The organism is Nocardioides hwasunensis (genome assembly GCF_014779665.1).
Classification (GTDB): Bacteria; Actinomycetota; Actinomycetes; order Propionibacteriales; family Nocardioidaceae; genus Nocardioides; species Nocardioides hwasunensis.
The window spans coordinates 264,761-289,466 of sequence record NZ_JACXYY010000002.1 but is presented as its reverse complement, the minus strand read 5'-3'; the positions used below and the strand labels follow the sequence as shown (position 1 = coordinate 289,466).

The window sequence follows — 24,706 nt, the reverse complement described above, 5'->3', positions numbered from 1 at the left end:
GCCATGATGGTGCGGCCGGCCTGGTCCGTTCTACCGAGGAGTCACATGCAGCTCGAGCTGAGTCCGACCGACGCGGAGTTCCGCGACCGCATGCGGGAGTTCTTCACCAGCAAGGTCCCGCAGGAGATCCGCGACACCGTCCTCGAGGGGCGCCACCTCACCCGCGACCAGATCGTGGAGAGCCAGCGCACCCTGAACGCCGAGGGCCTGGCCGTCCCCGACTGGCCGACCGAGTGGGGCGGCCAGGACTGGACCGACCTGCAGCGCCACCTGTGGCACGAGGAGATGCAGCGCGCCGGCGTCCCGCTCCCCCTGGCGTTCAACGCCTCGATGATCGGCCCGGTGATCGCGCAGTTCGGCACCGAGGAGCAGAAGCAGCGGTTCCTGCCGGACACCGCGAGCCTCGACATCTGGTGGTCGCAGGGCTTCTCCGAGCCCGACGCCGGCTCCGACCTGGCCAGCCTCCGCACGACCGCGGTGCGCGACGGTGACGACTGGGTCGTCAACGGACAGAAGACGTGGACCACGCTCGGCCAGTACGGCGACTGGATCTTCACCCTCGTGCGCACCGACACCGAGGTGAAGAAGCAGCAGGGCATCTCGATGCTGCTGATCGACATGACCACCCCCGGCGTGGAGGTCCGACCGATCGAGCTCATCGACGGCGGCCACGAGGTCAACGAGGTCTGGTTCTCCGACGTCCGCGTCCCCGGCGACCTCCTCGTCGGCGAGCCCGGTCAGGGCTGGACCATCGCCAAGTTCCTCCTCGGCAACGAGCGTGTCGGCGTCGCACCGGTGGGCGCCACCAAGCGCGCGCTGGCCACGCTCAAGGAGACCGCCGCCGACCAGCTGCAGGACCCGCTCGTCCGGGCCCGCGTCGCCGAGCTGGAGAACCAGCTGCTCGCCCTCGAGCTGACCGCGCTCCGGGTCGTCGCGCACTCCGCCGGCGGCGAGCCGCACCCGGCCTCGTCGGTGCTCAAGCTCAGGGGCACCGAGCTCCAGCAGGCCGTCAGCGAGCTCGCGCTCGACCTCGCCGGCCCGGCCGCGCTGGCCGCGCGCGCCGACGACGACTCACCGCAGGAGGGCTGGGCGCGCCGCACCGCCCCGACCTACCTGAACCTCCGCAAGGCGTCGATCTACGGCGGGTCCAACGAGATCCAGCGCCAGATCATCAGCCGCACGATCCTGGGACTCTGAGGAGCACGCGATGGACTTCACCTACGACGACGAGCAGCAGGCACTGCGGGAGGCCGTCCGCGGCCTGCTCGCGACGGCGTACGCCGACCACGAGGCGCGACGCCGCACGGTGGCCGAGGAGCCGGGCTTCGACCGCGCGCTCTGGGGCCGACTGGCGGAGATGGGCATCCTCGGGCTGCCCTTCAGCGAGGACGACGGCGGCGTCGGCGCCGGGCCGGTCGAGATCGGCATCGTGTGCCAGGAGCTCGGTCGGGTGCTCGCCCCCGAGCCCTACCTGGCCTCGGTCGTGCACGCCGGGGGCCTGGTCGCCGCGCTGGGCTCACCTGAGCAGAAGGCCGACCTGCTGGGCAGGTTGAGCTCCGGCGAGCTGCTGCTCGCCGCGGCCGACACGTCACCGGGTGGCCGCTGGACCGCGGAGCCGGACGGCGTACGTGCCTCCGTGTCAGGAGATGCCTGGACGCTCGACGGCGTGGCCGACCCCGTCGTCGGCGGTGAGTCCGCCGACATGTTCGTGGTCACCGCGACCCTGCCCGACGGCGGAGGCACCGGGGTCTTCGTGGTCGACGCGTCCGCAGCGACCGTCTCGGGCTATGCCACGGCCGACCTCACCCGCGCCGCGAGCGTCACCTTCGACGGCAGCGCCGCCACGCCCCTCGGCGAGGCGGGTCGGGACCTCGCCGACAACGTCGCCACCATCAGCGACCTGACCCGGATCATGGGCGCCAACCAGGCGCTCGGCGTGATGCAGAGCCAGGTCCGCGCGACGACCGAATACCTCAAGAGCCGCAAGCAGTTCGGCGTCACGCTCAACACGTTCCAGGCGCTGACCTTCCGCGCCGCGGACATGTACGTCGAGCTCGAGCTCGCCCACAGCATGGTCGACTGGGCCACGATGACCATCGCCGGCGGCGACCCCGACGCGGTGGCCGTCGCGGCCGACCGGGTGGGCCTGCAGGTCAGCCGGTCGGGGCGGCACATCGGCCAGGAGGCGATCCAGCTCCACGGCGGCATCGCGATGACCGCGGAGTACTCCGTCGGTGTCGGCACCGCCCACCTCACCGTGCTCGAGCAGTGGCTCGGCAACGCCGGTCACCACCTCACCCGGCTGTCCGAGCGGGTCGACGACCACGAGCTGGTGGAAGCGATCTGATGGACCTCTCGCTCACCGAGGAGCAGCAGGCCTTCCGCGACCTGGCCCGCGACTTCCTCGAGCGGGAGGCGATCCCGAACCGCATGCAGTGGGATCACGACGAGTCGGTCGACCTGGCGATCGTGCCGAAGATGGCCGAGCTCGGCTTCTTCGGGCTCACCATCCCCGAGGAGCACGGCGGCGTCGGCGGCGACTACGTGACGTACTCCCTCGCGATGGAGGAGCTCGGCCGCGCCGACTCCGCACTGCGCGGCATCGTGTCGGTGAGCAGCGGCCTGGTCGGCAGGTCGATCCTCTTCCACGGCAGCGAGGAGCAGAAGCAGGAGTGGCTGCCGGCCCTGGCGTCCGCGACCAAGCTCGGCTGCTTCGGGCTGACCGAGCCCGGCACCGGGTCCGACGCGGGCAACCTCACCTCGCGCGCCGTGCGAGATGGCGACGACTGGGTGGTCGACGGCCAGAAGCTCTTCATCACCAACGGCACCTGGGCCGACGTCGCGCTCGTCTTCGCGCGCACCAGCGACGACGGCCCGCGCGGCGTCACGGCCTTCCTCGTGCCGACCGACTCCCCCGGCTTCACCGCGCGCGAGGTGAAGAACAAGCTCGGGCTGCGCGGCCAGGCGACCGCCGAGCTGTTCCTCGACGGCGTACGGGTCCCGGACTCCGCGCGCCTCGGCGAGGTCGGAGAGGGCTTCAAGATCGCGATGGGCACCCTCGACAAGGGGCGCCTCGCGGTGGCCTCCGGCTGCGTCGGCATCGTGCAGGGCTGCCTGGAGGCCTCGGTGGCGTACGCCACACAGCGCACGCAGTTCGGCAAGCCGATCGCGTCCTTCCAGCTCGTGCAGGACCTGATCGCCGACATGTCGGTCGACGCCGACGCCGCGCGACTGATGGCCTGGCGCTGCGCCAACCTGATCGACCGCGGCGAGCCCTACGGCACCGCTGCGTCGAAGGCCAAGCTCTTCGCCTCCGAGGCGGCCGTCCGCGCCGCGAACAGCGCGATCCAGGTGCACGGCGGGGCGGGGTACGTCGACGACTTCCCCGTCGCGAAGTACCTCCGCGACGCACGCGTGATGACCCTCTACGAGGGCACCTCCCAGATCCAGAAGCTGCTCATCGGGCGCGCCGAGACGGGCATCAGCGCGTTCTGAGGCGGCGCCTCCAAGGTGGCGGCACACGACATCCGCAGACCCCGGATCGATGTCGTCCGCCGCCACCCTCGCCGGGAGCGTCACGTCGGCGGGGACCCCGGCCTGCGCGGAGCTCCCGGGCGACTCGGTGCCCGCCTGATCATCGTGGAGTCCGTGAGCCAGTATGTGGCAGAGGGACTCCACGATCTCAGCGGAGTCGCCGGATATCCGGTGACTCCAGGGCAAGCCTCAGAGCTTCTTCTGGAAGTCCCCGAGCCGCGCGACGGGCCGGAAGCCGAGCGCCTCGTTGACGCCGATCATGTGCTCGTCGACCTCGGCGTTGTACGTCATCAGCCGAGCGAGGCGATGTGGGTCTCGACGTGCGCGAGCATCGCGGAGCCGTGGCCCTGACGACGGTGCTCCGGCAGCACGTGCACCATCACCTCGGCCAGCTCGACGTTGTCGAGCAGCGGCGCGCGCATCCATCCGGCGACCACGACCTCGCCGTCGACGGCTCCCCACCAGCCGGCGTACGACGCCTGGGTGCCGGTGTCCTGCATCATCGCCCGCACCTCCTCGAGCTGCCACGCGGTCTCCGCGGGGCCGAGGTCGTGCCGCTCGGCGACCAGGTAGACGTGGTGCCACCGGTCGTGCGCAGCCGCGTCCCAGGGTTTGAGCGGGTGGATCGTGAGCGTCATCGCGCCCGGCTCACGCGACCCTCGTCCCAGACCGGGCCGGGCGACTCGTAGACCTCGCCGTCGGCGCCGTAGACCAGGAAGCGGTCGAAGCCGCGGGCGAACCACCGGTCGTGGGTCACCGCGAGCACGGTGCCCTCGAACGCCTCGAGCCCGGCCTCCAGCGCCTCGGCCGACTGCACGTCGAGGTTGTCGGTCGGCTCGTCGAGGAGCAGCAGGGTCGCACCGGAGAGCTCGAGGAGCAGGATCTGGAAGCGCGCCTGCTGGCCACCGCTGAGCGACTCGAAGGTCTGCTCGCCCGCGTGCGCGAGCTCGTAGCGGTCGAGGACGCGACTCGCGGCCTCGCGTCCCATCCCGTCGCGGTGGTCGTCGCCGCGGTGCAGGATCTCCAGGAGCGTGCGACCGGTGAGCTCGGGGTGGGCGTGGGTCTGCACGAACCAGCCCGGCCGGACCCGCGCGCCGAGCTTGGCGTTGCCGGTGTGCACCACCGGCTCGGGCGGGTCGCCGACGGGCTGGTGCTCGATGTCGGGATCGCTGCCGCCGGCCGCGAGGAGTCGCAGGAAGTGCGACTTGCCCGAGCCGTTCGAGCCGAGCACGGCCACCCGCTCGCCGTACCAGACCTCGAGGTCGAACGGCTTCATCAGCCCGGTCAGCTCGAGCCCGGTGGCGACGACGGCGCGCTTGCCCGTGCGTCCGCCCTTGAGGCGCATCGTGACCTGCTGCTCGCGGGGCTGCTCCATCGGCGGGCCGGCGTCCTCGAACTTCTTCAGCCGGGTCTGCGCCGCGCGGTACTGCGAGGACATGCCGTCGTTGTACTCGGACTTGATCTTGAGCCGCAGCACCAGCGCCTTGATCTTCGCGTGCTCCTCGTCCCAGCGGCGACGCATCTCCTCGAAGCGCTCGAAGCGGTCGCTGCGCGCCTCGTGGTAGCTCGCGAAGCCACCGGGGTGCGTCCAGACCAGGTTGCCGGCGCTGCCGAGCTCGACGGTGACGATGCGGGTCGCGGTGTTGTCGAGCAGCTCGCGGTCGTGGCTGATGAACAGGATCGTCTTCGCCGACTCGCGGATCCGGCCCTCGAGCCAGATCTTGCCGGGCACGTCGAGGTAGTTGTCGGGCTCGTCGAGCAGCAGCACCTGGTCAGGACCGCGCAGGAGGTACTCGAGGACCAGCCGCTTCTGCTCACCACCCGACAGCGTGCTCAGCAGCCGGTGCCGCGCACGGTCGAAGGGCAGCTCCATGGCCGCCGTGGTGCACACGTCCCACGTCACCTCGGTGTCGTAGCCGCCGGCGTCGGCGTACTCCCCCAGCGCCGTGGCGTACGCCATCTGCGTGCTCTCGTCGTCGACGTCCATCAGCGCGAGCTCGGCGGCGTCGACCGCCTCGGCCGCCGCCCGGACCCGCGGCGGGGCGACCGAGAGCAGCAGGTCGTGGACGGTCTCGTCCCCACCGCCGTGGCCGACGAACTGGCGCATCACCCCGAGTCCGCCGGAGCGGGTGACCACGCCCGCGTGCGGAGTCAGGTCGCCGGTGACGATGCGCAGCAGCGTGGTCTTGCCCGCACCGTTGGCGCCGACGAGCGCGACCTTCTGCCCGTCGCCGACGCGGAAGCTGACGTCGTCGAGGAGGACCCTCCCGTCCGGCAGCTCGTAGCGCACTCCGGCAACGTCGACATGTCCCACACCGATGATTGTGGCAAGACGACCCCTGAGTCGTCGCATGGATATGCGGTCTAGACCATGGTTAGGGTGACGGGCATGTCCTCGACGACCTCGGCAGACCAGGCACCCGCGACGAAGTGGAAGATCGTCGGCCCCGGGCTGGTGGTGGCCGCCACGGGGGTGGGGGCGGCCGACCTGGTCGCCACGCTCATCGCCGGGCAGAAGTTCGGCTACACGCTGCTGTGGTGCGTCGTCGTCGGCTGTGTGATGAAGATCGTCCTCGTCGAGGGCGCGGGCCGCTACTCGCTGGCCACCGGACGCACGATCTTCGAGGGCTGGCGCTCGCTCGGGCCGTGGACGACGTGGTACTTCGGGCCCTACATCGTCGTCTGGGGATTCGTCTACGGCGCCGCCGCGATGGCCGGCACCGGCCTCGCGCTCGCCGGCCTCACCGGCGTCCTGTCGGTGACGTGGTGGGGCATCCTGTCCGGGCTGCTCGGACTGGCACTCGTGTGGAGCGGGCGCTACAGCGTCTTCGAGAAGGTGCTCGCCGCCTTCGTCGGCGTCATGTTCGTGACGATGGTCGGCGCCGCGCTGCTCACCCTGCCCAACCTCGGCGAGCTGCTCACCGGTCTGGCTCCCCGCATCCCCGACGGCGGCCTGGTCAACACCCTCGCGCTGGCCGGCGGCGTCGGCGGCACGATCACCCTCGCGGCGTACGGCTACTGGCTGCGCGAGAAGGGCTGGTCGACACCGACCTACATGCGCGTCATGCGCCTCGACAACAGCATCGCCTACGTCGTCACCGGCATCTTCGTGCTCGCCACCCTGATCGTCGGCGCCGAGCTGCTCTACTCGACCAGCGTCGCCATCGAGAACGGCGACCAGGGACTCGTGGACCTCGCCGTGGTCCTGCAGGACCGCTACGGCCAGTGGGCCGGCAAGGTCTTCCTGGTCGGCTTCTGGGCCGCCGCGATGTCGTCGCTGGTCGGCGTGTGGAACGGCGTCAGCCTGATGTTCGCCGACTTCATGACCAACGTGCGGGGCGGGACCAGCGAGGACACCGACGCCCGCGCCGGCGGCAAGTGGTACAAGGCCTACATCCTCTGGCTGACCTTCCCGCCGATGGTGATGATGTTCCTCGGCAAGCCCGTCTGGCTGATCCTGGCCTACGGCGTGCTCGGCGCGTTCTTCATGCCCTTCCTCGCGATCACCCTGCTGTGGCTGCTCAACACCGACCGCACGCCCGCCGAGTGGCGCAACAAGCTGCACTCCAACGTGCTGATGGCGCTCTGCGCGCTCGCCTTCATCGCCCTCTGCGTCAACGAGGTGCAGAAGGCCGTCCGCGGGGCCTGACCCTAGATCCGCTCCGCCACCCGCCGCGCCGCGACCTGCAGCACCTCCCAGGTCGTCGCGAAGGGCGGCGCGTAGGCGAGGTCCATCCACGCCAGGTCGTCGACGCTGCCGCCCGCCCACAGCACCGCCGCGGCGGTGTCGACGCGCTTGCCCGCGCCGTGCCCACCGACGACCTGGACGCCGAGCAGACGCCGGGTGGTGCGGTCGGCCATCACCCAGATGGCGATCGGCTCGGCCTCGGGCATGTAGCCGGTGGCGGTGGTGCCCTCCGTGACCAGTGCGACCGGGTCGTGACCGGCCGCCTCCGCCTCGGCGCGCGAGAGCCCGGTGCGGGCGATCTCCAGGTACACCTCGCCGTGGGCGAAGCGGGTGATCGCGGTGTCGACCATGCCGTCGAAGGCCAGGTCACCGCCGGCGAGGCTGTCGCCCAGCGCCCGGCCGTGCTTGGCGGCGTGGGTGCCCAGGGGGCGGAACACCCACGCGTCGTCGACGCGACGACGTACCTCGCAGCAGTCGCCCGCGGACCAGACACGCTCGGCCACCCGCCCGTGGCGGTCCGGCCGCAGCGCCCCGTTGGCGGCCATCTCGAGGCCCGAACCTGCCAGGAGCCCGGTCGCAGGGCGTACGCCGATCGCGACCACGACCAGGTCGGCCGCGCGGCTGCCGCCGTCCCAGTGCACCCCGGCCACCCGGTCGCCGACGACGTCGAGTCCGCTCACCTCGGCCCCGAGCACCACCTCCACGCCGGCCGCGACCAGTCCGGCGTTGACCCGGTCCGACATCTCCTCCTCGAGGATCGACATGCCGCGCCCGCGCGTCAGCACGGTGACCTCGAAGCCGCGCTCGAGGGCCGTCTCGGCCACCTCCACCCCGACGTAGCCCGCCCCCACAACCACCACGCGCGCGCCGTCACCGGCCGCGGCGAAGCGCTCGATCCAGGCGGCGCCGTCGTCCAGGGTCTTGACCACGCCGACGCCGTCGTAGGCCGTCCCGTCCGCGCGCAGCGCCCAGTCGGGCATCACGGCCGGGGCGCCGGTGGCGACGACCAGGTCGTCGTAGGACAGCGTCTCGCCGTCGGCCGTCGTGACGGTCCGGGCGGCCAGGTCGACCGAGACCGCCTCGACCCCGAGCCGCAGGTCGATGCCGGCCTCGCGGTGCTCCTCGGCCGTCCGGGCGACGAGGTCCTCGCCGCTCCCGACGTCGCCCGCCATCCAGTAGGGGATCCCACAGGCGCTGTACGACGTGTGCGTGCCCCGGTCGAGCACGGTGATCGCCAGCTCGCGACCCCCGTGCCTCGCGGTGCGCAGCGCCTGGTGGGCGGCCGACATCCCGGCCGCGTCGGCCCCGACGACGACCACCCGCTGCACCGGCCCCGGTTCGCTCACTCCTCGGTCTGCTTCGCCCAGAGGTTGATGCCCGACTCGACGGCGTAGCGGTCGATCTGGGCACGGTCGACGCCGCTCAGCGGCGGGCCGTCGAGCGCGTCGAGGTTGGTGTCGAGCTGCTCGACGCTGGAGGCGCCGATGACCGCACTAGTCACCCGCTCGTCGCGCAGCACCCACTGCAGGGCGAGCTGGGCGAGCTTCTGGCCGCGCTCCTGCGCGATCCGGTCGAGGTTGCGCACCCGCTCGAGCGTCTCCTCGTCGAGCCCCGTCATCGTCGAGTCCTCACGGGCGGCCCGCGAGTCCTCCGGCACGCCGTCGAGGTAGCGGTCGGTCAGCAGCCCCTGCGCGAGCGCGGAGAAGACGATGCAGCCCATGCCCTGCGCCTCGAGCTCGTCGAGCAGCCCACCCTCGATCCAGCGGTTGAGCATCGAGTACGACGGCTGGTGGATGAGGAGCGGCGTGCCGAGGTCGCGGGCGATGTCGGCCGCCTCCTTGGTCTTCGCCGCGGAGTACGACGAGATGCCGACGTAGAGCGCACGTCCGGACCGGACCGCCGCGTCGAGCGCCATCATCGTCTCCTCCACCGGCGTCTCCGGGTCGAAGCGGTGGCTGTAGAAGATGTCGACGTAGTCGAGGCCGAGCCGCTCCAGCGACTGGTCCAGCGAGGCCAGGACGTACTTCCGCGAGCCGCCGCCCTGCCCGTAGGGTCCCGGCCACATGTCCCAACCGGCCTTGGTCGAGATGATCAGCTCGTCGCGGTGCGGCTTGAAGTCGTCCTTGAGGTAGCGCCCGAAGCTCTCCTCGGCGCGGCCGTAGGGCGGTCCGTAGTTGTTGGCCAGGTCGAAGTGGGTCACCCCCCGGTCGAACGCGCGGCGCAGGATCGCCCGCTGCGTCTCCTCGGGGCGGTCGGTACCGAAGTTCTGCCAGAGGCCGAGCGAGAGCGCCGGGAGCTTGAGGCCGCTCCTCCCGGTGGGCCGGTAGTGCATGCCGGTCGAGTCGTCGTACCTGTCGGGAGCTGCTTCGTAGACCATGTCCCCATCCTGCCCGCTCCTGTGTCGGGGGTCTCCCCGAGACGTGCCCGGGGTCATGCCTGATGGTGGATCGGGCCCGCGGCGTTGTTGACTAGGGCCATGGCAGTCTCCTTGCGCAGCGCCGCACTCCGTGTGGCGCTCAAGTCGGCCCGTCGGGTCCCGGCGAGCATCCGCTACCCGTTGCAGCGCGACGGGGTCGATCCCGTCGCCCGCCTCGACGAGAGCCGCCGGGACGGCGACGTGGTGCAGCTGGGCCGGTTGCTCGGCACCCGGGTGTGGCTGGTCACGGGGTACGACGTCGCCCGGTCCGTGCTCGCCGACTCCGAGGCGTTCGCCAACGACGTGCGGGGGCTCATCGGCCGTCAGGGCCGCACACCGGCGGAGCGGATCGGTGGGCTCGGGATGACCGACCAGCCCGACCACGGCCGGCTGCGCGGCGTGCTCACGCCCTACTTCACCCGTCGGCGCCTCGCCGAGCTGCAGGACGACATCGACCGGGTGGTCGAGGCGGCGCTCGACGACATGGCCGCCCACGGGCCCGAGGTCGACCTCGTCGAGCGCTTCGGGTTCGCCGTCCCCTTCGGCGTGATCTGTGACCTCCTCGGCATGCCCGAGGTCGACCGTGCGACCTTCCGTCAGCAGGGAGCGGCCCGCTTCGACCTGCGCGACGCCGGGGCCGGCATCTTCGACACCGCAGCCGGCACCCGCCAGTTCCTCATCGACCTGGTCGCCACCGAGCGCGCCGAGCCGCACCTGCCCGACGGGATCGTCTCCCGGATGGTCGCCGACCACGCCGACTCCTTCGACGACGTCGAGCTCGGCGGGCTCGCCGACGGCGTCTTCCTCGGCGGCTACGAGACCAGCGCCAGCATGCTCTCCCTCGGCACCTGGGTGCTCCTGCAGCACCCGCAGGCCTGGAAGATGCTCCAGCACGGCGACCCGGCCGACGTCGACCTCGTGGTGGAGGAGCTGCTGCGCTTCGTGTGCCCCGTGCAGGTCGCCTTCCCACGCATCGCGCGCCACGAGGTGCGCGTGGGCGAGCGCACCGTCCGCAAGGGCGACGTCCTCGTGGTGTCGCTGACCGGCGCCGAGCGCGACCCGGCCCGCCACGAGGAGGCCTCGCGCTTCGACCCGATGACCGAGACCGCCGGGACCCTCGCCTTCGGCCACGGCCTCCACCGCTGCGTCGGCGCCGAGCTGGCCCGGATGGAGCTGCGCACCGCCCTGGTCGCCCTCGCCCGCCGGTTCCCGGACCTCTCGCTGGCGTGCGACCCGGCCGACCTGCGCTTCACCGAGCTCGCCATCGTCCACGGCGTGGAGAGCCTGCCCGTCCGCCTGGGCTGAGGCTGCTGGGACCCGCTGCGTACGGTGGACGACGTGGCAGGCCGGTCCGTCGTCGTGCTCGCCGCGGCGCTGGCCGCGGTCGCCACCGCCTGCACCGCCGAGGACCCGCGACGCGACGGCCGGACCGCCCCGTCGTCCGCACCGACCTCCGCGCCGACCTCGAGCCCCGGCGAGCCGCGTACGACGACCGCGCCGACGCCGAGCCCGACAACCAGCCCCACCACCGAGCCCGCACCGGAGCCCGAGCGCCCCGAGCCGAAGCGGTCCTTCGTCACCATCCCCGCGATCGGCCTGCGGGACTTCCCCGTGGTCCGCTACCGCGGCTCCCCCGACGACGCCCCCGGCACCGCCCTGCAGAACGCCGGGGAGATGGCCTCGCCCCGCGGCCCGCGCGGCGGCACCGGGCCCGGCGAGGTCGGCAACTTCATCGTCACCGGCCACCGGCTCACCGGCACCGCACCCCTGCGCGACTCGCCGTCGCTGGTCGCGGGCGACCGGATCCGGGTGCGCACCGGCGACACCGTCTTCGTCTACGAGGTGCGCCGCACCCGCTGGACGTCCTTCCGGCAGCCGGCCTCGCTCCGCGCGCAGCGCGCCGAGGTGCCCGGTCGGCCCGGCGTCGACGCCACGCAGCCGATGATCACGCTCTCGACCTGCGCGACCCTCGAGGACCACGCCAACGGCAACTACTGGTCCGACGAGTTCGACAACCCCGAGCACCGGATCGACAAGATCGGCGTGCTCGTCGCCACGCGCCCGGCCTGACGCGCCTACGCCCGGCGGGTCTCCAGGACCCGGAAGCCCTTGTGGCTGGCCAGCCGCACGGTGGGCCAGCCCTCCTCACCGAGCCAGCGCTGGAGCGAGTCGGCGCCGAGGAACTTGCCGACCACCATGACCATCCGACCGCCCGGCGCGAGGCGCGGCAGCCAGGTGAGCAGCAGCTCGTGGAGCGCCTCCTTGCCGATGCGGATCGGCGGGTTGGACCAGATCTCGTCGAACACCTGGTTGCCGGGCACCTGCTCGGGCAGGCACGCGACGAACCGCGGGGCGAGCCCGGCGGCGCGGGCGTTGTCGTTGGCCAGGAGCAGCGCGCGCTCGTTGACGTCGACGCCGGTGACGTTGGCGAGGGGCACCGCCCGCGCGATGGCGAGACCGATCACGCCGTAGCCGCAGCCGAGGTCGAGGACCTGGCCCTGCGCCGGCGGCTCGAGCTCCCTGAAGAGCACCGCCGTGGCGTGGTCGAGGTGGCCGCGGCTGAAGACACCGGAGCCGGTCTCGAGGGTCAGCTCGCTCCCCCACAGCTCGACGGTGAAGCTCTCCCGCTCGAACGGCACGCTCGGGTCGGCGGAGAAGTAGTGCTCCGTGGGCTGGTCAGACATCGATCGCCTCTCGCTTGGCTCTGGCCCGGTCGGCCTGCGCCGCGAGCTCGTCGTCGTCGGGGTAGCCGACCTCCTCCAGCGTGAGGCCGTGGGCCTGTACGACGCGCACGCCGGCGTCGCGGCGACGCCCGGCCATCACCTCGGCGGGCCAGGTGGCCGGCCGCCGGCCCTCGCCGACGGCGATCAGGCTGCCGACGAGCGCGCGGACCATGTTGTGGCAGAACGCGTCGGCCCGGACCGACCCCACGAGCAGGCCGGCGTCGTCGCGGTGCCAGTCGAGGTCGAGGAGCGTACGCACCGTGGTCGCACCCTCGCGCTGCTTGCAGAAGGCCGCGAAGTCCTGCAGGCCCACCAGTGGCGCGGAGGCCGCGTTCATCGCGTCGAGGTCGAGCCGACGGCCCCAGGACAGCACGTGCCCGCGCACCAGCGGGTCGGCGAGCTCCTGCGCGTCGGCGACCCGGTAGGCGTAGCGGCGCCAGATCGCCGAGAACCGCGCGTCGAAGCCCGCGGGCGCCTCCGTGACGCGGCGGACCCGCAGGTCGGGCGGGAGGATGCCGTCGACCCGGCGCGCCAGGGCGTCCAGGGGCGGGTCGGCGGAGCGGCCCGCGGAGGCGGCGACGACCTCGGCATCGACGTCGACGTGGGCGACCTGGCCGCGAGCGTGCACGCCGGCATCGGTGCGCCCGGCGACGGTCACCCGGACCCCGGACACCCGCAACGCCGTGGCCAGCGCGGCCTCGAGCGTGCCCTGCACGGTGCGCAACGACGGCTGGGCGGCCCAGCCCGAGAAGTCGGCGCCGTCGTAGGCACAGTCGATCCGCAGACGCACGCCGACGATCCTAGGTGCGCGGGACGGGATCCCCCGAAGCGGTGCGTCCCCGGCGATCCTTGCCTACGCTGGAGCGGTCATGTCTCGGTCATCGCTGCTCCTCCGCGCCCTCCTCCTCCCCCTCGCCCTAGCCCTTGTGGCCACGGGCGCCCTCCTCGCACCCGGCGGGGCCGCGTCGGCGGAGGCGGCGACGACTGCCGTAGCCCGCACCGCCGCCGCCGTGGACACCGACGGGGACGGCCTCGACGACTCGCTCGACGGGTGCCCCGCGGTCGCGGCCGCCACGGCGACGGGGTGCCCGACCGCGTGGCGCAAGGTCTCGCTGAAGTGGCTCGCTGGCAAGCGCCGCCTCGAGGCACGGGTGACCTCACCGGTCACCGCCTGCGCCGCTCGTGCCCGCATCAAGCTCTTCCTCGACCGGCGCGGCGGCACCGACAAGCTGCTCGCGTCCGACGCGTCGTACGAGGGCAGGCGCAGGTTCGCGGTGCCGGGAGGTGCCCGCTACTACGCCCTCGTCACCCCCACCTACGCCTCCGGTGTCGCGGAGTGCGGCAAGGCGGTCTCACGGACGGTGCGCGTCCCGCGCTGAGGATTGTCAACCAAATGGTTGACAACGCAGCGGTCGCCAATCTACCTTCTATTCAACCAATCAGTTGAAGAAGGTGTCCCCGTGACCGACCAGCTCTCCCGCGTCTTCGCCGCGCTCGCCGACCCCACCCGTCGCGACATGGTGGCGCGCCTCACCGAGGCCGACCACACGGTGAACGACCTGGCCGCGCCCTACGACGTGAGCCTCCAGGCCGTCTCGAAGCACCTGAAGGTGCTCGAGGACGCAGGGCTGGTCACCCGGACCCGGGAGGCCCAGCGCCGACCGGTGCACCTGGAAGCCGAGGTGTTCGACCTGATGACGAAGTGGATCGAGCGCTACCGCAGGCAGGCCGAGGAGCGCTACGCGCGCCTCGACGCCGTGCTCGCGCGGATGCAGGACGACGAGGACGCCACCCACACCGGCACCACCACCGACCAGCAGACAGGAACCGCATCATGACCACCACGCAGAGCCCGGACACCACCACCCGCTACCCCGAGGCCGCGATCCTGGCAGACGAGCACGTGCCCGCCGTCCACATCTGGCGCGACTTCGACGCCACCCCCGCCCAGCTCGTGCGGGCCCACACCGACCCCGACCTGTTCGCCCAGTGGATCGGTCCGCACTCGCTCACCACCCGCATCGACGAGTGGTCGTGCCGCACCAACGGCGCCTACCGCTACGTCTCGACCCGCGGCGAGGAGGAGTACGCCTTCCGCGGCACCTTCCCGCTCGTCACCGAGGACAAGATCGTCCAGACCTTCGCCTGGGAGGGCATGCCGGAGGCGATCGCGCTGGAGACGCTCACCTTCGAGGACCTCGGCGACGGTCGTACGCGCCTCCACGGCTTCTCGCTCTGCGACTCCTTCGAGGGCCGCGACGCGATGCTGGCCAGCGGCATGGAGACCGGCATCCACGAGGGCTACGCCAAGCTCGACCGGATCCTCGCCGGCGACGCGCGCTGATGGCCCTCCCCCGCACCCCGGCCGCCCGCCACGAGCTGGTGGCCGGGGAGCTCTCCCGGCTGGTGGCCGGCACCACCGACTGGGACGCGCCGGCGCCCGTGGACGGCTGGACCGCCCGCGACGTCGTGGACCACCTCGTCACGTGGTCCACCGGTTTCCTGTCCGCCGGCGGCGTCGACCTCCCGCCCGGCCCGTCGGCCGCCGAGGACCCCGCCACCGCGTGGCGGCACCACGCGGACGCGGTACAGGCCCTCGTTGACGAGCGTGGCGGCGAGCCCTTCACCCACCCGCACGTCGGGCCCGGACAGCTCGACACCACCGTCGACCGGTTCTACACCGCCGACGTGTTCATGCACTCCTGGGACCTCGCCCGGGCAACCGGCCAGGATGCCCGGCTCGACGAGGACGAGGCCGCGTCGATGCTGGCCGGCATGCAGCCCATCGAGCAGGTGCTGCGCGACTCCGGGCACTACGGTCCGCCGGTCGCGGTGCCGGACGACGCACCCGCCGTCGACCGGCTGATGGGCTTCGTCGGCCGCGATCCCGGGTGGCGACCGACGGCAGGGGCGCCGTCATGAGCACCGTCGTGTTGAGCAACGTGGTCTCGCTCGACGGCTACGTCGCAGATCCCGACGACGACCCCGGGCCGCTCTTCGACTGGTACTTCAACGGCGACCGCCCCCTCGACGCCCAGGACATGGCGGACCCCGCACCCGGAGGCCTCCGCGTCTCGCGAGCGTCCTACGACCACGTCCGCGAGACGTGGGACCGGATCGGCTGCATGGTCATCGGGCGTCGTCTCTTCGACATCACCAACGGGTGGGAGGGGCACCCGCCGACGGGCGCGCACGTCGTCGTGGTCTCCCACCGCGGCAAGCCCGACGGCTGGCACCCCGAGGCGCCGTACCACTTCGTCGACGGTGTGCGTCCGGCCGTCGAGCTCGCGCGCAGCCTGGCCGGCGACGCCACCGTGTCGGTGTCCGCGGGCGACGTCGGCGGGCAGGCGCTCGCGCTCGGGCTGGTCGACGAGGTGGCCATGGACGTCGCCCCCGTGGTGCTCGGCCGCGGCAAGCGCTTCTTCGGGACCAACGAGGCACGGCACCTGCTCAACGACCCGCACGTCGTCGTCCAGGGCGACCGGGTCCTCCACCTGCGGTTCTGGGTGCGCCACTGACCCGCTCCTAGAGTGGCTCCATGGACTACGTGGTGTACGGCGCGGGCGCCGTGGGCGGGGTCATCGGGGGCCACCTCCACCTGGCGGGCAGCGCGGTCACGCTCGTCGCCCGGGGGGACCACCTCGCCGCGATCCGAGCCCGCGGACTGACCCTCGATGCCGGCGACGGCCGCCACCGGGTCGACGCGCCGGCGACCGACTCCGCCGCCGACATCGGGTGGACCGACGACACGGTGGTGCTCCTCGCGGTGAAGTCCCACCAGGCGGCGGCAGCACTCGCCGACCTCCGGGCCCACGCCCCAGCGGACACCCCGGTCGTGTGCGCCACCAACGGCATCGCCACCGAGGTGAGCACCCTCCGGCTCTTCGCCCGGACCTACGCCATGTGCGTGATGCTGCCCGCCTCGCACCTCGAGCCGGGGGTCGTCGTGGCGTCGTGCCACCCGACGCCGGCGATCCTCGACATCGGCCGGATCCCGCACGGCACCGACGACACCACCGCAGCCGTCTCCGCGGACCTTCGTGCGGCGGGGATCGACTCGGTGGAACGTGAGGACATCATGGCCGCCAAGCGGCGCAAGCTGGTGATGAACCTCGGCAACGGCGTGGACGCCTCGTTCGCCCGCGGCCCGGCCGCCGACGAGCTCGCCGAGCGCGCCTCGGCCGAGGGCGAGCACGTGCTGGCCGCGGCCGGGCTCACGGTCGTCAGCGCCGAGGACGACGCTGCCCGGCGCGGGAGCGTCCTCCAGCGCCGATCCGACATCGAGCGGGGAGGCGGCTCGACCTGGCAGAGCCTCAGCCGGGGCACCGGCGACTCCGAGATCGACTACCTCGCCGGCGAGGTGGTCCTCCAGGGCCGGCTGCTCGGAGTCCCGACCCCGGTCAACGAGGCGGTCGTCGCTGCCACGCGGCACCTCGCGACGAGCGGAGGCCCGCCCCGCAGCCTCGACGCCGCCAGGGTCCTCCGCTCGCTCCCCTGAGCCGTCGGACAGCGCGAAGGCCCGCCACCCCAGCGGGGTGACGGGCCTTCGGGATGACGCGTGGATCAGGCCTTCGACTCGTCCTCGGTGGACTCGCCCTCGGCAGCCTCGGCAGCAGCCTCGTGCTCGGCGGCGGCAGCCTCGTGCTCCTCGGCCGCAGCCTCGTGCTCCTCGGCCGCAGCCTCGTGCTCCTCGGCGGCAGCCTCGTGCTCCTCGGCGGCGGTCTCGGCCGTGGTGTCCTCGACCGGCTCCTCGGCAGCCGGCGCGGGAGCGGCAGCAGCCTCGGTCTTCTTGGTCGAGGGAGCCTTCGGGTTGTACGCCTCGGTCACCAGCTCGATGACCGCCATGGGGGCGTTGTCGCCCTTGCGGGGGCCGATCTTGGTGATGCGGGTGTAGCCGCCGGGACGCTCCGCGAAGGTCGGGGCGATCTCGGTGAACAGCGTGTGGACGACCGACTTGTCGCGGACGGTCTTGAGGACCTCACGACGGTTGTGCAGGTCGCCCCGCTTGGCCTTCGTGATGAGCTTCTCCGCGACCGGACGCAGCAGGCGCGCGCGGGTCTCGGTGGTCGTGATCCGGCCGTGCTCGAACAGGGCGGTCGCCAGGTTCGACAGCATCAGGCGCTGGTGGGCCGGGCTTCCGCCGAGGCGGGGACCCTTCTTGGGCTTGGGCATGTCATTTCCTTCTCTCGGGCCGTGTCAGGTACCCGGGTAGACGACCGGCGGGCGCCGGTCGGTTTGTCAGAGCTGCTCGTCCTCGATGAACGCATCGTCGTCGTCGTCGCCGTAGGCGGCGAGGGCGGCGTGCGGGTCGAAGCCGGGCGCGCTGTCCTTGAGCGAGAGGCCCATCTCGACGAGCTTGGCCTTCACCTCGTCGATGGACTTGGCGCCGAAGTTGCGGATGTCGAGCAGGTCCTGCTCCGAGCGGGAGATGAGCTCACCCACGGTGTGGATGCCCTCACGCTTGAGGCAGTTGTAGCTGCGGACCGTGAGCTGCAGGTCCTCGACCGGCAGCGCGAGGTCGGCGGCGAGCTGCTCGTCGACGGGCGACGGTCCGATGTCGATGCCCTCGGCCTCGACGTTGAGCTCGCGGGCCAGGCCGAAGAGCTCGACGAGCGTCTTGCCGGCCGAGGCGATCGCGTCGCGGGGACGGATCGAGGGCTTGGTCTCGACGTCGATGACGAGCTTGTCGAAGTCGGTGCGCTGCTCGACACGGGTGGCCTCGACCTTGTAGGTCACCTTCAGCACGGGGCTGTAGATCGAGTCGACCGGCATGCGGCCGATCTCGTTGTCGGCGCCCTTGTTCTGCACCGAGGAGACGTAGCCGCGGCCACGCTCGACGACGAGCTCCATCTCCAGCTTGCCCTTGTCGGACAGGGTGGCGATCTTGAGGTCGGGGTTGTGCACCTCGACGCCGGCGGGCGGGGTGATGTCGGCAGCGGTGACGTCACCGGCACCGGACTTGCGCAGGTACATCACGACAGGCTCGTCGTGCTCGGAGGAGACGACGATGCCCTTGAGGTTGAGGATGATCTCGGTCATGTCCTCGGTGACGCCCTCGATGGTCGAGAACTCGTGGAGGACGGAGTCGACCTTGATGCTGGTGACGGACGCACCCGGGATCGAGCTGAGGAGCGTGCGACGCAGCGAGTTGCCGAGCGTGTAGCCGAAGCCGGGCTCGAGGGGCTCGATGACGAACCGCGAGCGGAACTCGTCGACGGTCTCTTCCGTGAGGGTGGGGCGCTGAGCAATGAGCACGGAGTTCTTCCTTTCCGGATCCACCCGCTATTTGACGGATCCGAACATGGTGAGGAGTGGTGGAGAAACAGGGAAGAGGGGCGTCGGCGGCCGCCCGAGCGATCGGACGGCCACCGACGGAGAGTCACTTCTTGGAGTAGTACTCGACGATGAGCTGCTCCTGGACCGGCACGTCGATCTGTGCGCGGACCGGGACCTGGTGGATCAGGACGCGCATCCGCGACGGGATGACCTCCATCCACGCCGGGGTGACGCGCTCGCCGTGGGTCTCGCGAGCCACGATCAGCGGGGTCAGCTCGAGCGACTTCTCGCGCACGTCGACGATGTCGTGGTCGGTGACCTGGAAGGACGGGATGTCGACCTTCTTGCCGTTGACCAGGAAGTGACCGTGCACGACGAGCTGGCGGGCCTGACGGCGCGTCCGGGCGAAGCCGGCGCGGTAGACCACGTTGTCGAGGCGGCACTCGAGCAGCTGCAGGAGGTTGTCGCCGGTCTTGCCCTGGCGACGGCTGGCCTCCTTGTAGTAGCGGACGAACTGCTTCTCCATCACGCCGTAGGTGAAGCGAGCCTTCTGCTTCTCGCGCAGCTGCAGGAGGTACTCGGACTCCTTGATGCGGCCGCGGCCGTGCTGGCCGGGAGCGTAGGGACGCTTCTCGAAGGCAGCGTCACCGCCGACGAGGTCGACACCGAGACGGCGCGACTTGCGGGTCATGGGACCGGTGTAGCGGGCCATGTTTCAGTCTCTCTTTCTCAGTCTCGGGTCTCAGACGCGACGGCGCTTGGGCGGCCGGCATCCGTTGTGCGGGGTGGGCGTGACGTCCTGGATGGTGCCGACCTCGAGGCCGATGGCACCCAGCGAACGGATGGCGGTCTCACGACCCGAGCCCGGGCCCTTGACGAAGACGTCGATCTTCTTCATGCCGTGGTCCATGGCGCGACGCCCGGCGGCCTCGGCAGCCATCTGCGCGGCGAACGGGGTGGACTTGCGCGAGCCCTTGAAGCCGACGGTGCCGGCAGAGGCCCACGAGATCACCGCACCGGTCGGGTCGGTGATGGTGACGATGGTGTTGTTGAACGTGCTCTTGATGTGGGCTTCGCCCTGAGCGATGTTCTTCTTCTCCTTGCGGCGGACCTTGGTCGCGCGGCTCTTGGGAGGCATGCATTAACTCCTGATGAGGTCTGGTCTGGAAGCTTCGGTGACGACGACGATCAGCGCAGGGCGCCGATCACTTCGCCTTCTTCTTGCCGGCGACGGTGCGCTTCGGGCCCTTGCGGGTGCGCGCGTTGGTCTTGGTGCGCTGGCCGCGGACCGGAAGGCCCATGCGGTGGCGGCGACCCTGGTAGCTGCCGATCTCGATCTTGCGGCGGATGTCCGCCTGGACCTCACGTCGGAGGTCACCCTCGATCTTGAAGTTGGCTTCGATCTCGTCGCGAAGCTTGACCAGCTCCTCGTCACCGAGCGTGTGGACCCGAGCGTTGGGGTCCACCCCGGTGGCAGCGAGCAGCTGCTGGGAGCGGGTACGGCCGATGCCGTAGATGTAGGTGAGTGCGATCTCGATGCGCTTGTCGCGCGGGAGGTCGACACCAACGAGGCGTGCCATGTGGCGTTTCCTTCTCTGTTCTCGCAACGGTTTCGGTTCGTGTCGCGTCCCATCCCGCCTCGGGTGGGCTCCGGCCGGTGCTCCGGAGGTGATTCGACTCAGGCGGTGCCTGGCCTAGCGATCACGTTGTGGTGGTGTTGCTGGTCGTGCCCTGATCGGCGCGGACGGCGAGGCCGGCCGCGGCGATCAGCCCTGCCGCTGCTTGTGGCGCGGGTTCTCGCAGATGACCATGACCCGGCCGTGACGGCGGATGACCTTGCACTTGTCACAGATGGGCTTGACGCTGGGGTTGACCTTCATGTCAACGAATCCTTGCTACTCGGCTGTCTGGTTACTTGTAGCGGTAGACGATCCGACCCCGCGTGAGGTCGTACGGCGAGAGCTCCACCACGACCCGGTCCTCGGGGAGGATCCGGATGTAGTGCTGGCGCATCTTGCCGCTGATGTGGGCGAGCACCTTGTGTCCGTTGGCCAGCTCGACCCGGAACATGGCATTGGGAAGGGCCTCCACGACGGTGCCCTCGATCTCGATCACGCCTTCTTTCTTCGGCATGTCCTCCACAATCTGTAGCAGTGTTGTCTACCGTGGCCCGGGAACCGCCCGGCTCCTGCGAACAGGTGTCCGGTGGACCTCGTGAGGCGGCTCCGGGAGCCCCATTCCCGGGCACGCGCGCAGTCGTCGAGGACGAACACACGAGATCCGGGCAGCCGCGAGGCACCACGAAACACAGCCCACGTTGGGCCGACGCACCAGTTTAGTCAGGCGTCCTACGAGAACGCCAATCAGCGCGCCTGCGCAGCGACGCGAGCCGTCCTGCTCGCGGCCCCGCGCGTCGACCACCCTCGACGACCTCGCCTCCCGAGGCGGCCTCCGTCGCCGTCGGTGACGGGGCAGCCGAAGCAGGCGCCGCATCGGGGACGTCGGTCGCGGCGGCCAGTCCCGCCCGCGGAGACCCGCGCAGCAGCGAGCGGAGGCTGATGGCGGCGAGCAGGCGCTGGCGGCGTCCGACGCCTGCCGACATCGCGCGGCGCTCGGCATCGACCGAGGCCCAGTACGTCGTGGCGGCGGCTACCTCGGGCGTGCTGGGGCCGAAGACGAAGCTGTCCGCCCGTCGGGCCAGCGCGACGGCCTCCCCGGAGACGATGCCGACCGACTGCTCGCGGCGGGTGACCGTCGGCCCGAGCGGCACGACCTGCCCCAGGTCGCGGGCGTGGTCGACGAGCTCGCGCCACGCCCCGACGAAGCGAGCCGAGGGTGAGTCCGCGCTGCGGCGACGATGCCGGCGCACGGCCTTGAGCCCGACGATCGCCCCCAGCAGGAGGGCGAGCAGCAGCAGCGGCCCGCCGACATAGGTGAGGACCACGCCGACCCACGCGGGCAGGCCGACGATCAGGCCCTCGTCGTCCTCGTCGGCGTTCTTGCGGGTGGCGCGTCGCTCCTTGAGGTCGGCGTCGCTCTGCTCCCCCGCGTCGGACGGCGGCGGGATCGGGTTGGGCGGCGGTATGACGGTGCCGGACATCGGGGTGTTGGTCTCGGGGATCTGGTCGGCCGGCGGGGTCGTCGACATGAACGCGTCGGTCGGCAGCGTGCGCCACGACCCGTCGGCCGCGCGCAGCTCGACCCAGGCCGAGACGTCCTTGCCGGTGACGCGACCGCCCTCCGGGACGGTGGCACCCAGCACGACCCGGGCCGGCACGCCGATGCTGGTGGCGATCAAGGCCATCGTCGCGGCGTACTGCTCGTCGTTGCCGACGATCTGGGGGGCGTTGACGAACTCGTCGGAGAGACGCCACGCGCTGTGTCCCGCGACGTAGATGCGCTCGGTGCGACCGATGCCGTCGGAGTACTTGCCCTCGCGCTTGAGGTGAGCGGCCGCTGCGAGCACCCGGGCCATCGGGTCCGGTCCGGCCTCCTCGGTCCACTTCTCGGCCGGGCCCTGGATGAAGGTCGCGGTGGGCGGCAGCCCGGTGACGTCGGCGGAGGCCACGGTCTCGGGAGTGAGCTCGGCGTCGGGCTCGATCGCCGTGAACGTGTAGCGGTCGCCCCGCTGGAGCCCGCTCGGCACGACTGCGGTCGAGGTGGCGAGGTTGTAGCGGAAGATCTCGGCCTTGGCGCGGGCGTCGCCGGTCAGGAAGTCCATCGACTGCAACGCGCCCACGGTCGGCAGCCACACGCCCTTGTAGCCCTCGTCGAGGGTGATGGTCACCTCGACCTCGTCGCCCTCGACCGGGTTGTCGATGGTGGACGACACACGCTGGAAGGAGTCGTCGGCCGGCCCCGGGAGTGCGTCGTCGGTCGCTCCCCAGACCATGCCGTCGTAGCGATCCATGGTGGCGAAGCGCACGAGCGTGCCGGGCTCCACGCCCTCGATGTCGAACAGCGTCTTGTCGTAGACGTTGGTCGGGTCCGTGCGGCCCTTGAGGTCGACGTACTGGCGGAACCCCGCGAGCGGCGAGGGGTACTTGCCGATGTCGAAGGGCGGCTCGATCCAGTTGCGCGCCACAGCCCGATCGCCCTCGTCGCCGGCGAAGAAGGCGCTCGCGGGGAAGGCGATCCCGGCGGCGACGGCGAGCATGACGACCGCACCGACACCGCGGACGTACGACGCGCTGCCGCCCTGCACGTCGGCGCTGGCCCGGCGGGCGCGCACCGCGAGCCAGGCCAGCGCCAGCCCGGCGAAGACGGATCCCTGGAGCAGCAGCGACTGCGGGTGGCGCACGCCGACCACGATCGCGCCCGAGAGCACGAGGGTCAGACCGAGGACGGGCAGCAGCGCGGCGAGCCACGCGCGACGGACAGGGAGCTGGGCCAGGCCGAGGCCGACCAGGCCGGCCACCATCCCCGCCATCCACGGCAGCACGAGGAGCGGGCCGTCGCCGTCGATCGGCGGGAGGGTGGTGAGCAGGTCCTTCCACCCGAAGATCGCCTCGTCGGCCACGCGACCCAGGGTCGAGGCTCCCGGCAGCACCGACGTGTCGCCCAGCGAGCGCAGGCACAGCGGACCGCCGAGCAGGAAGAACAGCACCAGGCAGATGACCACCGCGGAGATGATCGGCCACCCGGCCGCGCGGGTCAGGTGGGTGACGACGACGGCGATGACCGCGCCGAGCACCCCCACGACCAGGTAGGACGAGCCGGTGAAGGAGGTGCCGAGTGCGGTCAGGGCCACCACGACGAGCAGCAGCGTGAAGGCGATGTCGATCCACGAGTCCCGGTCCGGGACGAGGGGGTGCGCGCGGACCCGGGTGCGGGTGCCGGTGGTCTGGCGCCGGACCGAGTCCTGGCTGGAGCGGCGCGCCGTCATCGCACGCTCCAGCGCAGCAGGCCGCCGAGGTCTTCCTTGGCGCCGAGGTGGAGCACGGGCAGACCGCCGGTCTCGGTGACGCGGCTGTTGCTCGCGGGGTCGACGACGATGCCGAAGCGGCGCACCTCCGGCGGGAACGCCGCGGCGGCGCGCAGGAGGTCGGTGAACTCGGTGACGTTGCCGCCGACGAAGAAGGCCAGGCTGGTGTCGGGCGCCATCATGCTGGCCTGGCGCCCCGACTCGACGAGACCGCGGTCACCGAGCTCGGCCCGGCACACGGCATCGAGCGCGAGGTAGCCGTCCGAGCCGGTGGAGGCGTGGCGCCCGCACACGAAGGAGACGTCGAACTCGTCGAGGACCGCCCGCACGGCGATCGAGGCGGCCACGGCCATCGCGGTCTCGAAGTCCTCGGGGTCCGGCCAGGAGGTGACCCGGTCGTCGACCACGATCGTCGCGTGGCTGCGGCGGGTGTCGAGGTACTGGCGCACCAGCAGGGCCGACTCCCCCGTCGAGGCCATCACCTTGGCCGAGGAGCGCCAGTGGATGTGGCGCAGGTCGTCGCCCGGGACGTACTCGCGCAGGGCGTGGAAGGCCAGGTCGCTCTGGCTGACGGCATCGGTCGAGACGCCCTCCAGGTCGCGCAGGAGGCCGGCACCGAGCGACTCCATCGGCACCAGGGGCGGTCGCACCAGCACCTCGCGCACGGGGGTCCAGACCACGTCGCGGGAGAACAGGCCGACGGGGTCGCCGCGCCGGGTCATGGCAGGACCCACGGCGATCACACCACGCCGCTCCGTGCGGATCGTGAAGGACTCCTCGTGCGCGGCACCCGTCGCCAGCGAGGCGATGCCGTAGCGATGGATGGCGGATCCCACCGGCACCTCGAGCGTGGTCGGCACCAGGCGCGTCGAGGCCCGGTTGACCACCAGGACCCCGGCGGCGACCGACTCCCCCGCCGCGACCCGTTCGGGCTGGAGCCGCAGGTCCACCGTCACGTGGGTGCGGCCGAGGAGGAACGGGAGGGCGAGGACGAGCAGTGCCAGGCACGCCGTGCCGAGGACGGCCAGCTCGCGCCAGTGCGCGAAGGTGGCCACCAGGAGCGCGCCCAGGCCGAGCATGAGGACCAGCCAGCCGATCGGCTTGATGACCTCGAGCGCCTCGTTCAACCGCTGCCTCATGGAGAG

The 24,706-nt window shown here is 71.6% G+C and carries 27 protein-coding genes; 12 read left to right on the top strand and 15 right to left on the bottom strand.

Annotated elements, in window-relative coordinates; all coding sequences use genetic code 11:
* The first annotated feature begins 45 nt into the window (after nt 1-45).
* From IEZ25_RS05420 to IEZ25_RS05410, 3 genes are read left to right on the top strand one after another with little or no spacing between them, the layout of a single operon-like run.
* On the top strand, nt 46-1,197 hold the full coding sequence (locus IEZ25_RS05420) for an acyl-CoA dehydrogenase family protein (RefSeq protein WP_191198379.1): 1,152 nt from the start codon (nt 46-48) through the stop codon (nt 1,195-1,197).
* A 10-nt stretch (nt 1,198-1,207) separates the two neighbouring features.
* Nucleotides 1,208-2,347, top strand: a complete 1,140-nt coding sequence (locus IEZ25_RS05415; protein WP_191198378.1) for an acyl-CoA dehydrogenase family protein — start codon at nt 1,208-1,210, stop codon at nt 2,345-2,347.
* On the top strand, nt 2,347-3,495 hold the full coding sequence (locus IEZ25_RS05410) for an acyl-CoA dehydrogenase family protein (RefSeq protein ID WP_191198377.1): 1,149 nt from the start codon (nt 2,347-2,349) through the stop codon (nt 3,493-3,495). The genes IEZ25_RS05415 and IEZ25_RS05410 overlap by 1 nt, the downstream gene beginning before the upstream one ends.
* 329 nt (nt 3,496-3,824) lie before the next feature.
* On the opposite strand, the gene IEZ25_RS05405 is transcribed toward IEZ25_RS05410, so the two are convergent.
* Both IEZ25_RS05405 and IEZ25_RS05400 read right to left on the bottom strand, forming a co-directional pair.
* Nucleotides 3,825-4,172, bottom strand: a complete 348-nt coding sequence (locus IEZ25_RS05405; RefSeq protein ID WP_191198376.1) for a GNAT family N-acetyltransferase — start codon at nt 4,170-4,172, stop codon at nt 3,825-3,827.
* Nucleotides 4,169-5,848, bottom strand: a complete 1,680-nt coding sequence (locus tag IEZ25_RS05400) for an ABC-F family ATP-binding cassette domain-containing protein (RefSeq protein WP_191198375.1) — start codon at nt 5,846-5,848, stop codon at nt 4,169-4,171. The genes IEZ25_RS05405 and IEZ25_RS05400 overlap by 4 nt, the downstream gene beginning before the upstream one ends.
* A 75-nt stretch (nt 5,849-5,923) precedes the next feature.
* Here IEZ25_RS05400 and IEZ25_RS05395 point away from each other — a divergent pair, with 75 nt between their 5' ends.
* Entirely contained in the window at nt 5,924-7,183 is a 1,260-nt protein-coding gene (locus tag IEZ25_RS05395) for an Nramp family divalent metal transporter (RefSeq protein ID WP_224748497.1), read from the top strand.
* A gap of 2 nt (nt 7,184-7,185) precedes the next feature.
* On the opposite strand, the gene IEZ25_RS05390 is transcribed toward IEZ25_RS05395, so the two are convergent.
* Together IEZ25_RS05390 and mgrA are read right to left on the bottom strand one after the other, a co-directional pair.
* Complete coding sequence (locus IEZ25_RS05390) at nt 7,186-8,568, bottom strand: FAD-dependent oxidoreductase (RefSeq protein WP_318152059.1); 1,383 nt, start codon at nt 8,566-8,568, stop codon at nt 7,186-7,188.
* Nucleotides 8,565-9,599, bottom strand: coding sequence for an L-glyceraldehyde 3-phosphate reductase (gene mgrA, locus IEZ25_RS05385; RefSeq protein ID WP_191198373.1), 1,035 nt, complete (start codon nt 9,597-9,599; stop codon nt 8,565-8,567). Before mgrA ends, IEZ25_RS05390 begins: the two co-directional genes overlap by 4 nt.
* Before the next feature lie 99 nt (nt 9,600-9,698).
* On the opposite strand from mgrA, the gene IEZ25_RS05380 reads away from it, so the two are divergent.
* Entirely contained in the window at nt 9,699-10,943 is a 1,245-nt protein-coding gene (locus IEZ25_RS05380) for a cytochrome P450 (RefSeq protein WP_224748496.1), read from the top strand.
* A gap of 33 nt (nt 10,944-10,976) precedes the next feature.
* Nucleotides 10,977-11,708, top strand: coding sequence for a sortase domain-containing protein (locus IEZ25_RS05375; protein WP_191198372.1), 732 nt, complete (start codon nt 10,977-10,979; stop codon nt 11,706-11,708).
* 5 nt (nt 11,709-11,713) lie between these two features.
* Here the strand turns inward: IEZ25_RS05375 and IEZ25_RS05370 are convergent, their stop codons facing one another.
* Nucleotides 11,714-12,322 (bottom strand): class I SAM-dependent methyltransferase, encoded by a 609-nt coding sequence (locus IEZ25_RS05370; protein WP_191198371.1) that lies wholly within the window; start codon nt 12,320-12,322, stop codon nt 11,714-11,716.
* A complete protein-coding gene (gene truA, locus IEZ25_RS05365) occupies nt 12,315-13,151 on the bottom strand; it encodes a tRNA pseudouridine(38-40) synthase TruA (protein WP_191198370.1) in 837 nt (278 codons plus the stop codon). Before truA ends, IEZ25_RS05370 begins: the two co-directional genes overlap by 8 nt.
* A 79-nt stretch (nt 13,152-13,230) precedes the next feature.
* Between truA and IEZ25_RS05360 the strand changes: the two genes are divergently transcribed.
* The 6 genes from IEZ25_RS05360 to IEZ25_RS05335 all read left to right on the top strand — a co-directional run bounded on the left by IEZ25_RS05360 (nt 13,231) and on the right by IEZ25_RS05335 (nt 16,859).
* A complete protein-coding gene (locus IEZ25_RS05360; RefSeq protein WP_191198369.1) occupies nt 13,231-13,740 on the top strand; it encodes a hypothetical protein in 510 nt (169 codons plus the stop codon).
* Between the two features lie 81 nt (nt 13,741-13,821).
* A complete protein-coding gene (locus IEZ25_RS05355) occupies nt 13,822-14,199 on the top strand; it encodes an ArsR/SmtB family transcription factor (RefSeq protein WP_191198368.1) in 378 nt (125 codons plus the stop codon).
* Nucleotides 14,196-14,705, top strand: a complete 510-nt coding sequence (locus IEZ25_RS05350; protein WP_191198367.1) for an SRPBCC domain-containing protein — start codon at nt 14,196-14,198, stop codon at nt 14,703-14,705. Before IEZ25_RS05355 ends, IEZ25_RS05350 begins: the two co-directional genes overlap by 4 nt.
* The gene (locus IEZ25_RS05345; RefSeq protein ID WP_191198366.1) at nt 14,705-15,283 is read left to right on the top strand and encodes a TIGR03086 family metal-binding protein; all 579 of its coding nucleotides are present in this window, start codon (nt 14,705-14,707) and stop codon (nt 15,281-15,283) included. The genes IEZ25_RS05350 and IEZ25_RS05345 overlap by 1 nt, the downstream gene beginning before the upstream one ends.
* The gene (locus IEZ25_RS05340) at nt 15,280-15,879 is read left to right on the top strand and encodes a dihydrofolate reductase family protein (protein WP_191198365.1); all 600 of its coding nucleotides are present in this window, start codon (nt 15,280-15,282) and stop codon (nt 15,877-15,879) included. Before IEZ25_RS05345 ends, IEZ25_RS05340 begins: the two co-directional genes overlap by 4 nt.
* A 20-nt stretch (nt 15,880-15,899) precedes the next feature.
* Nucleotides 15,900-16,859, top strand: coding sequence for a ketopantoate reductase family protein (locus IEZ25_RS05335; RefSeq protein ID WP_191198364.1), 960 nt, complete (start codon nt 15,900-15,902; stop codon nt 16,857-16,859).
* 65 nt (nt 16,860-16,924) lie between these two features.
* Here the strand turns inward: IEZ25_RS05335 and rplQ are convergent, their stop codons facing one another.
* From rplQ to IEZ25_RS05290, 9 genes are all read right to left on the bottom strand, one after another.
* A complete protein-coding gene (gene rplQ, locus IEZ25_RS05330) occupies nt 16,925-17,533 on the bottom strand; it encodes a 50S ribosomal protein L17 (protein WP_191198363.1) in 609 nt (202 codons plus the stop codon).
* A gap of 66 nt (nt 17,534-17,599) precedes the next feature.
* Complete coding sequence (locus IEZ25_RS05325; protein WP_179619758.1) at nt 17,600-18,616, bottom strand: DNA-directed RNA polymerase subunit alpha; 1,017 nt, start codon at nt 18,614-18,616, stop codon at nt 17,600-17,602.
* Between the two features lie 124 nt (nt 18,617-18,740).
* Nucleotides 18,741-19,349, bottom strand: coding sequence for a 30S ribosomal protein S4 (gene rpsD / locus IEZ25_RS05320; protein ID WP_191198362.1), 609 nt, complete (start codon nt 19,347-19,349; stop codon nt 18,741-18,743).
* A gap of 30 nt (nt 19,350-19,379) precedes the next feature.
* Nucleotides 19,380-19,775, bottom strand: coding sequence for a 30S ribosomal protein S11 (gene rpsK, locus IEZ25_RS05315; RefSeq protein WP_010831742.1), 396 nt, complete (start codon nt 19,773-19,775; stop codon nt 19,380-19,382).
* A gap of 67 nt (nt 19,776-19,842) precedes the next feature.
* On the bottom strand, nt 19,843-20,217 hold the full coding sequence (gene rpsM / locus IEZ25_RS05310) for a 30S ribosomal protein S13 (RefSeq protein WP_036490072.1): 375 nt from the start codon (nt 20,215-20,217) through the stop codon (nt 19,843-19,845).
* A gap of 186 nt (nt 20,218-20,403) precedes the next feature.
* Nucleotides 20,404-20,517, bottom strand: a complete 114-nt coding sequence (rpmJ, locus tag IEZ25_RS05305) for a 50S ribosomal protein L36 (RefSeq protein WP_004008316.1) — start codon at nt 20,515-20,517, stop codon at nt 20,404-20,406.
* Between the two features lie 31 nt (nt 20,518-20,548).
* Nucleotides 20,549-20,770: a translation initiation factor IF-1 gene (gene infA, locus IEZ25_RS05300; RefSeq protein ID WP_056599768.1), complete on the bottom strand. Its 222-nt coding sequence runs from the start codon at nt 20,768-20,770 to the stop codon at nt 20,549-20,551.
* Nucleotides 20,771-20,972: 202 nt separating this feature from the next.
* On the bottom strand, nt 20,973-23,522 hold the full coding sequence (locus tag IEZ25_RS05295) for a DUF3488 and transglutaminase-like domain-containing protein (protein ID WP_191198361.1): 2,550 nt from the start codon (nt 23,520-23,522) through the stop codon (nt 20,973-20,975).
* Nucleotides 23,519-24,700: a DUF58 domain-containing protein gene (locus IEZ25_RS05290; protein WP_191198360.1), complete on the bottom strand. Its 1,182-nt coding sequence runs from the start codon at nt 24,698-24,700 to the stop codon at nt 23,519-23,521. The genes IEZ25_RS05295 and IEZ25_RS05290 overlap by 4 nt, the downstream gene beginning before the upstream one ends.
* Nucleotides 24,701-24,706 lie beyond the last annotated feature (6 nt).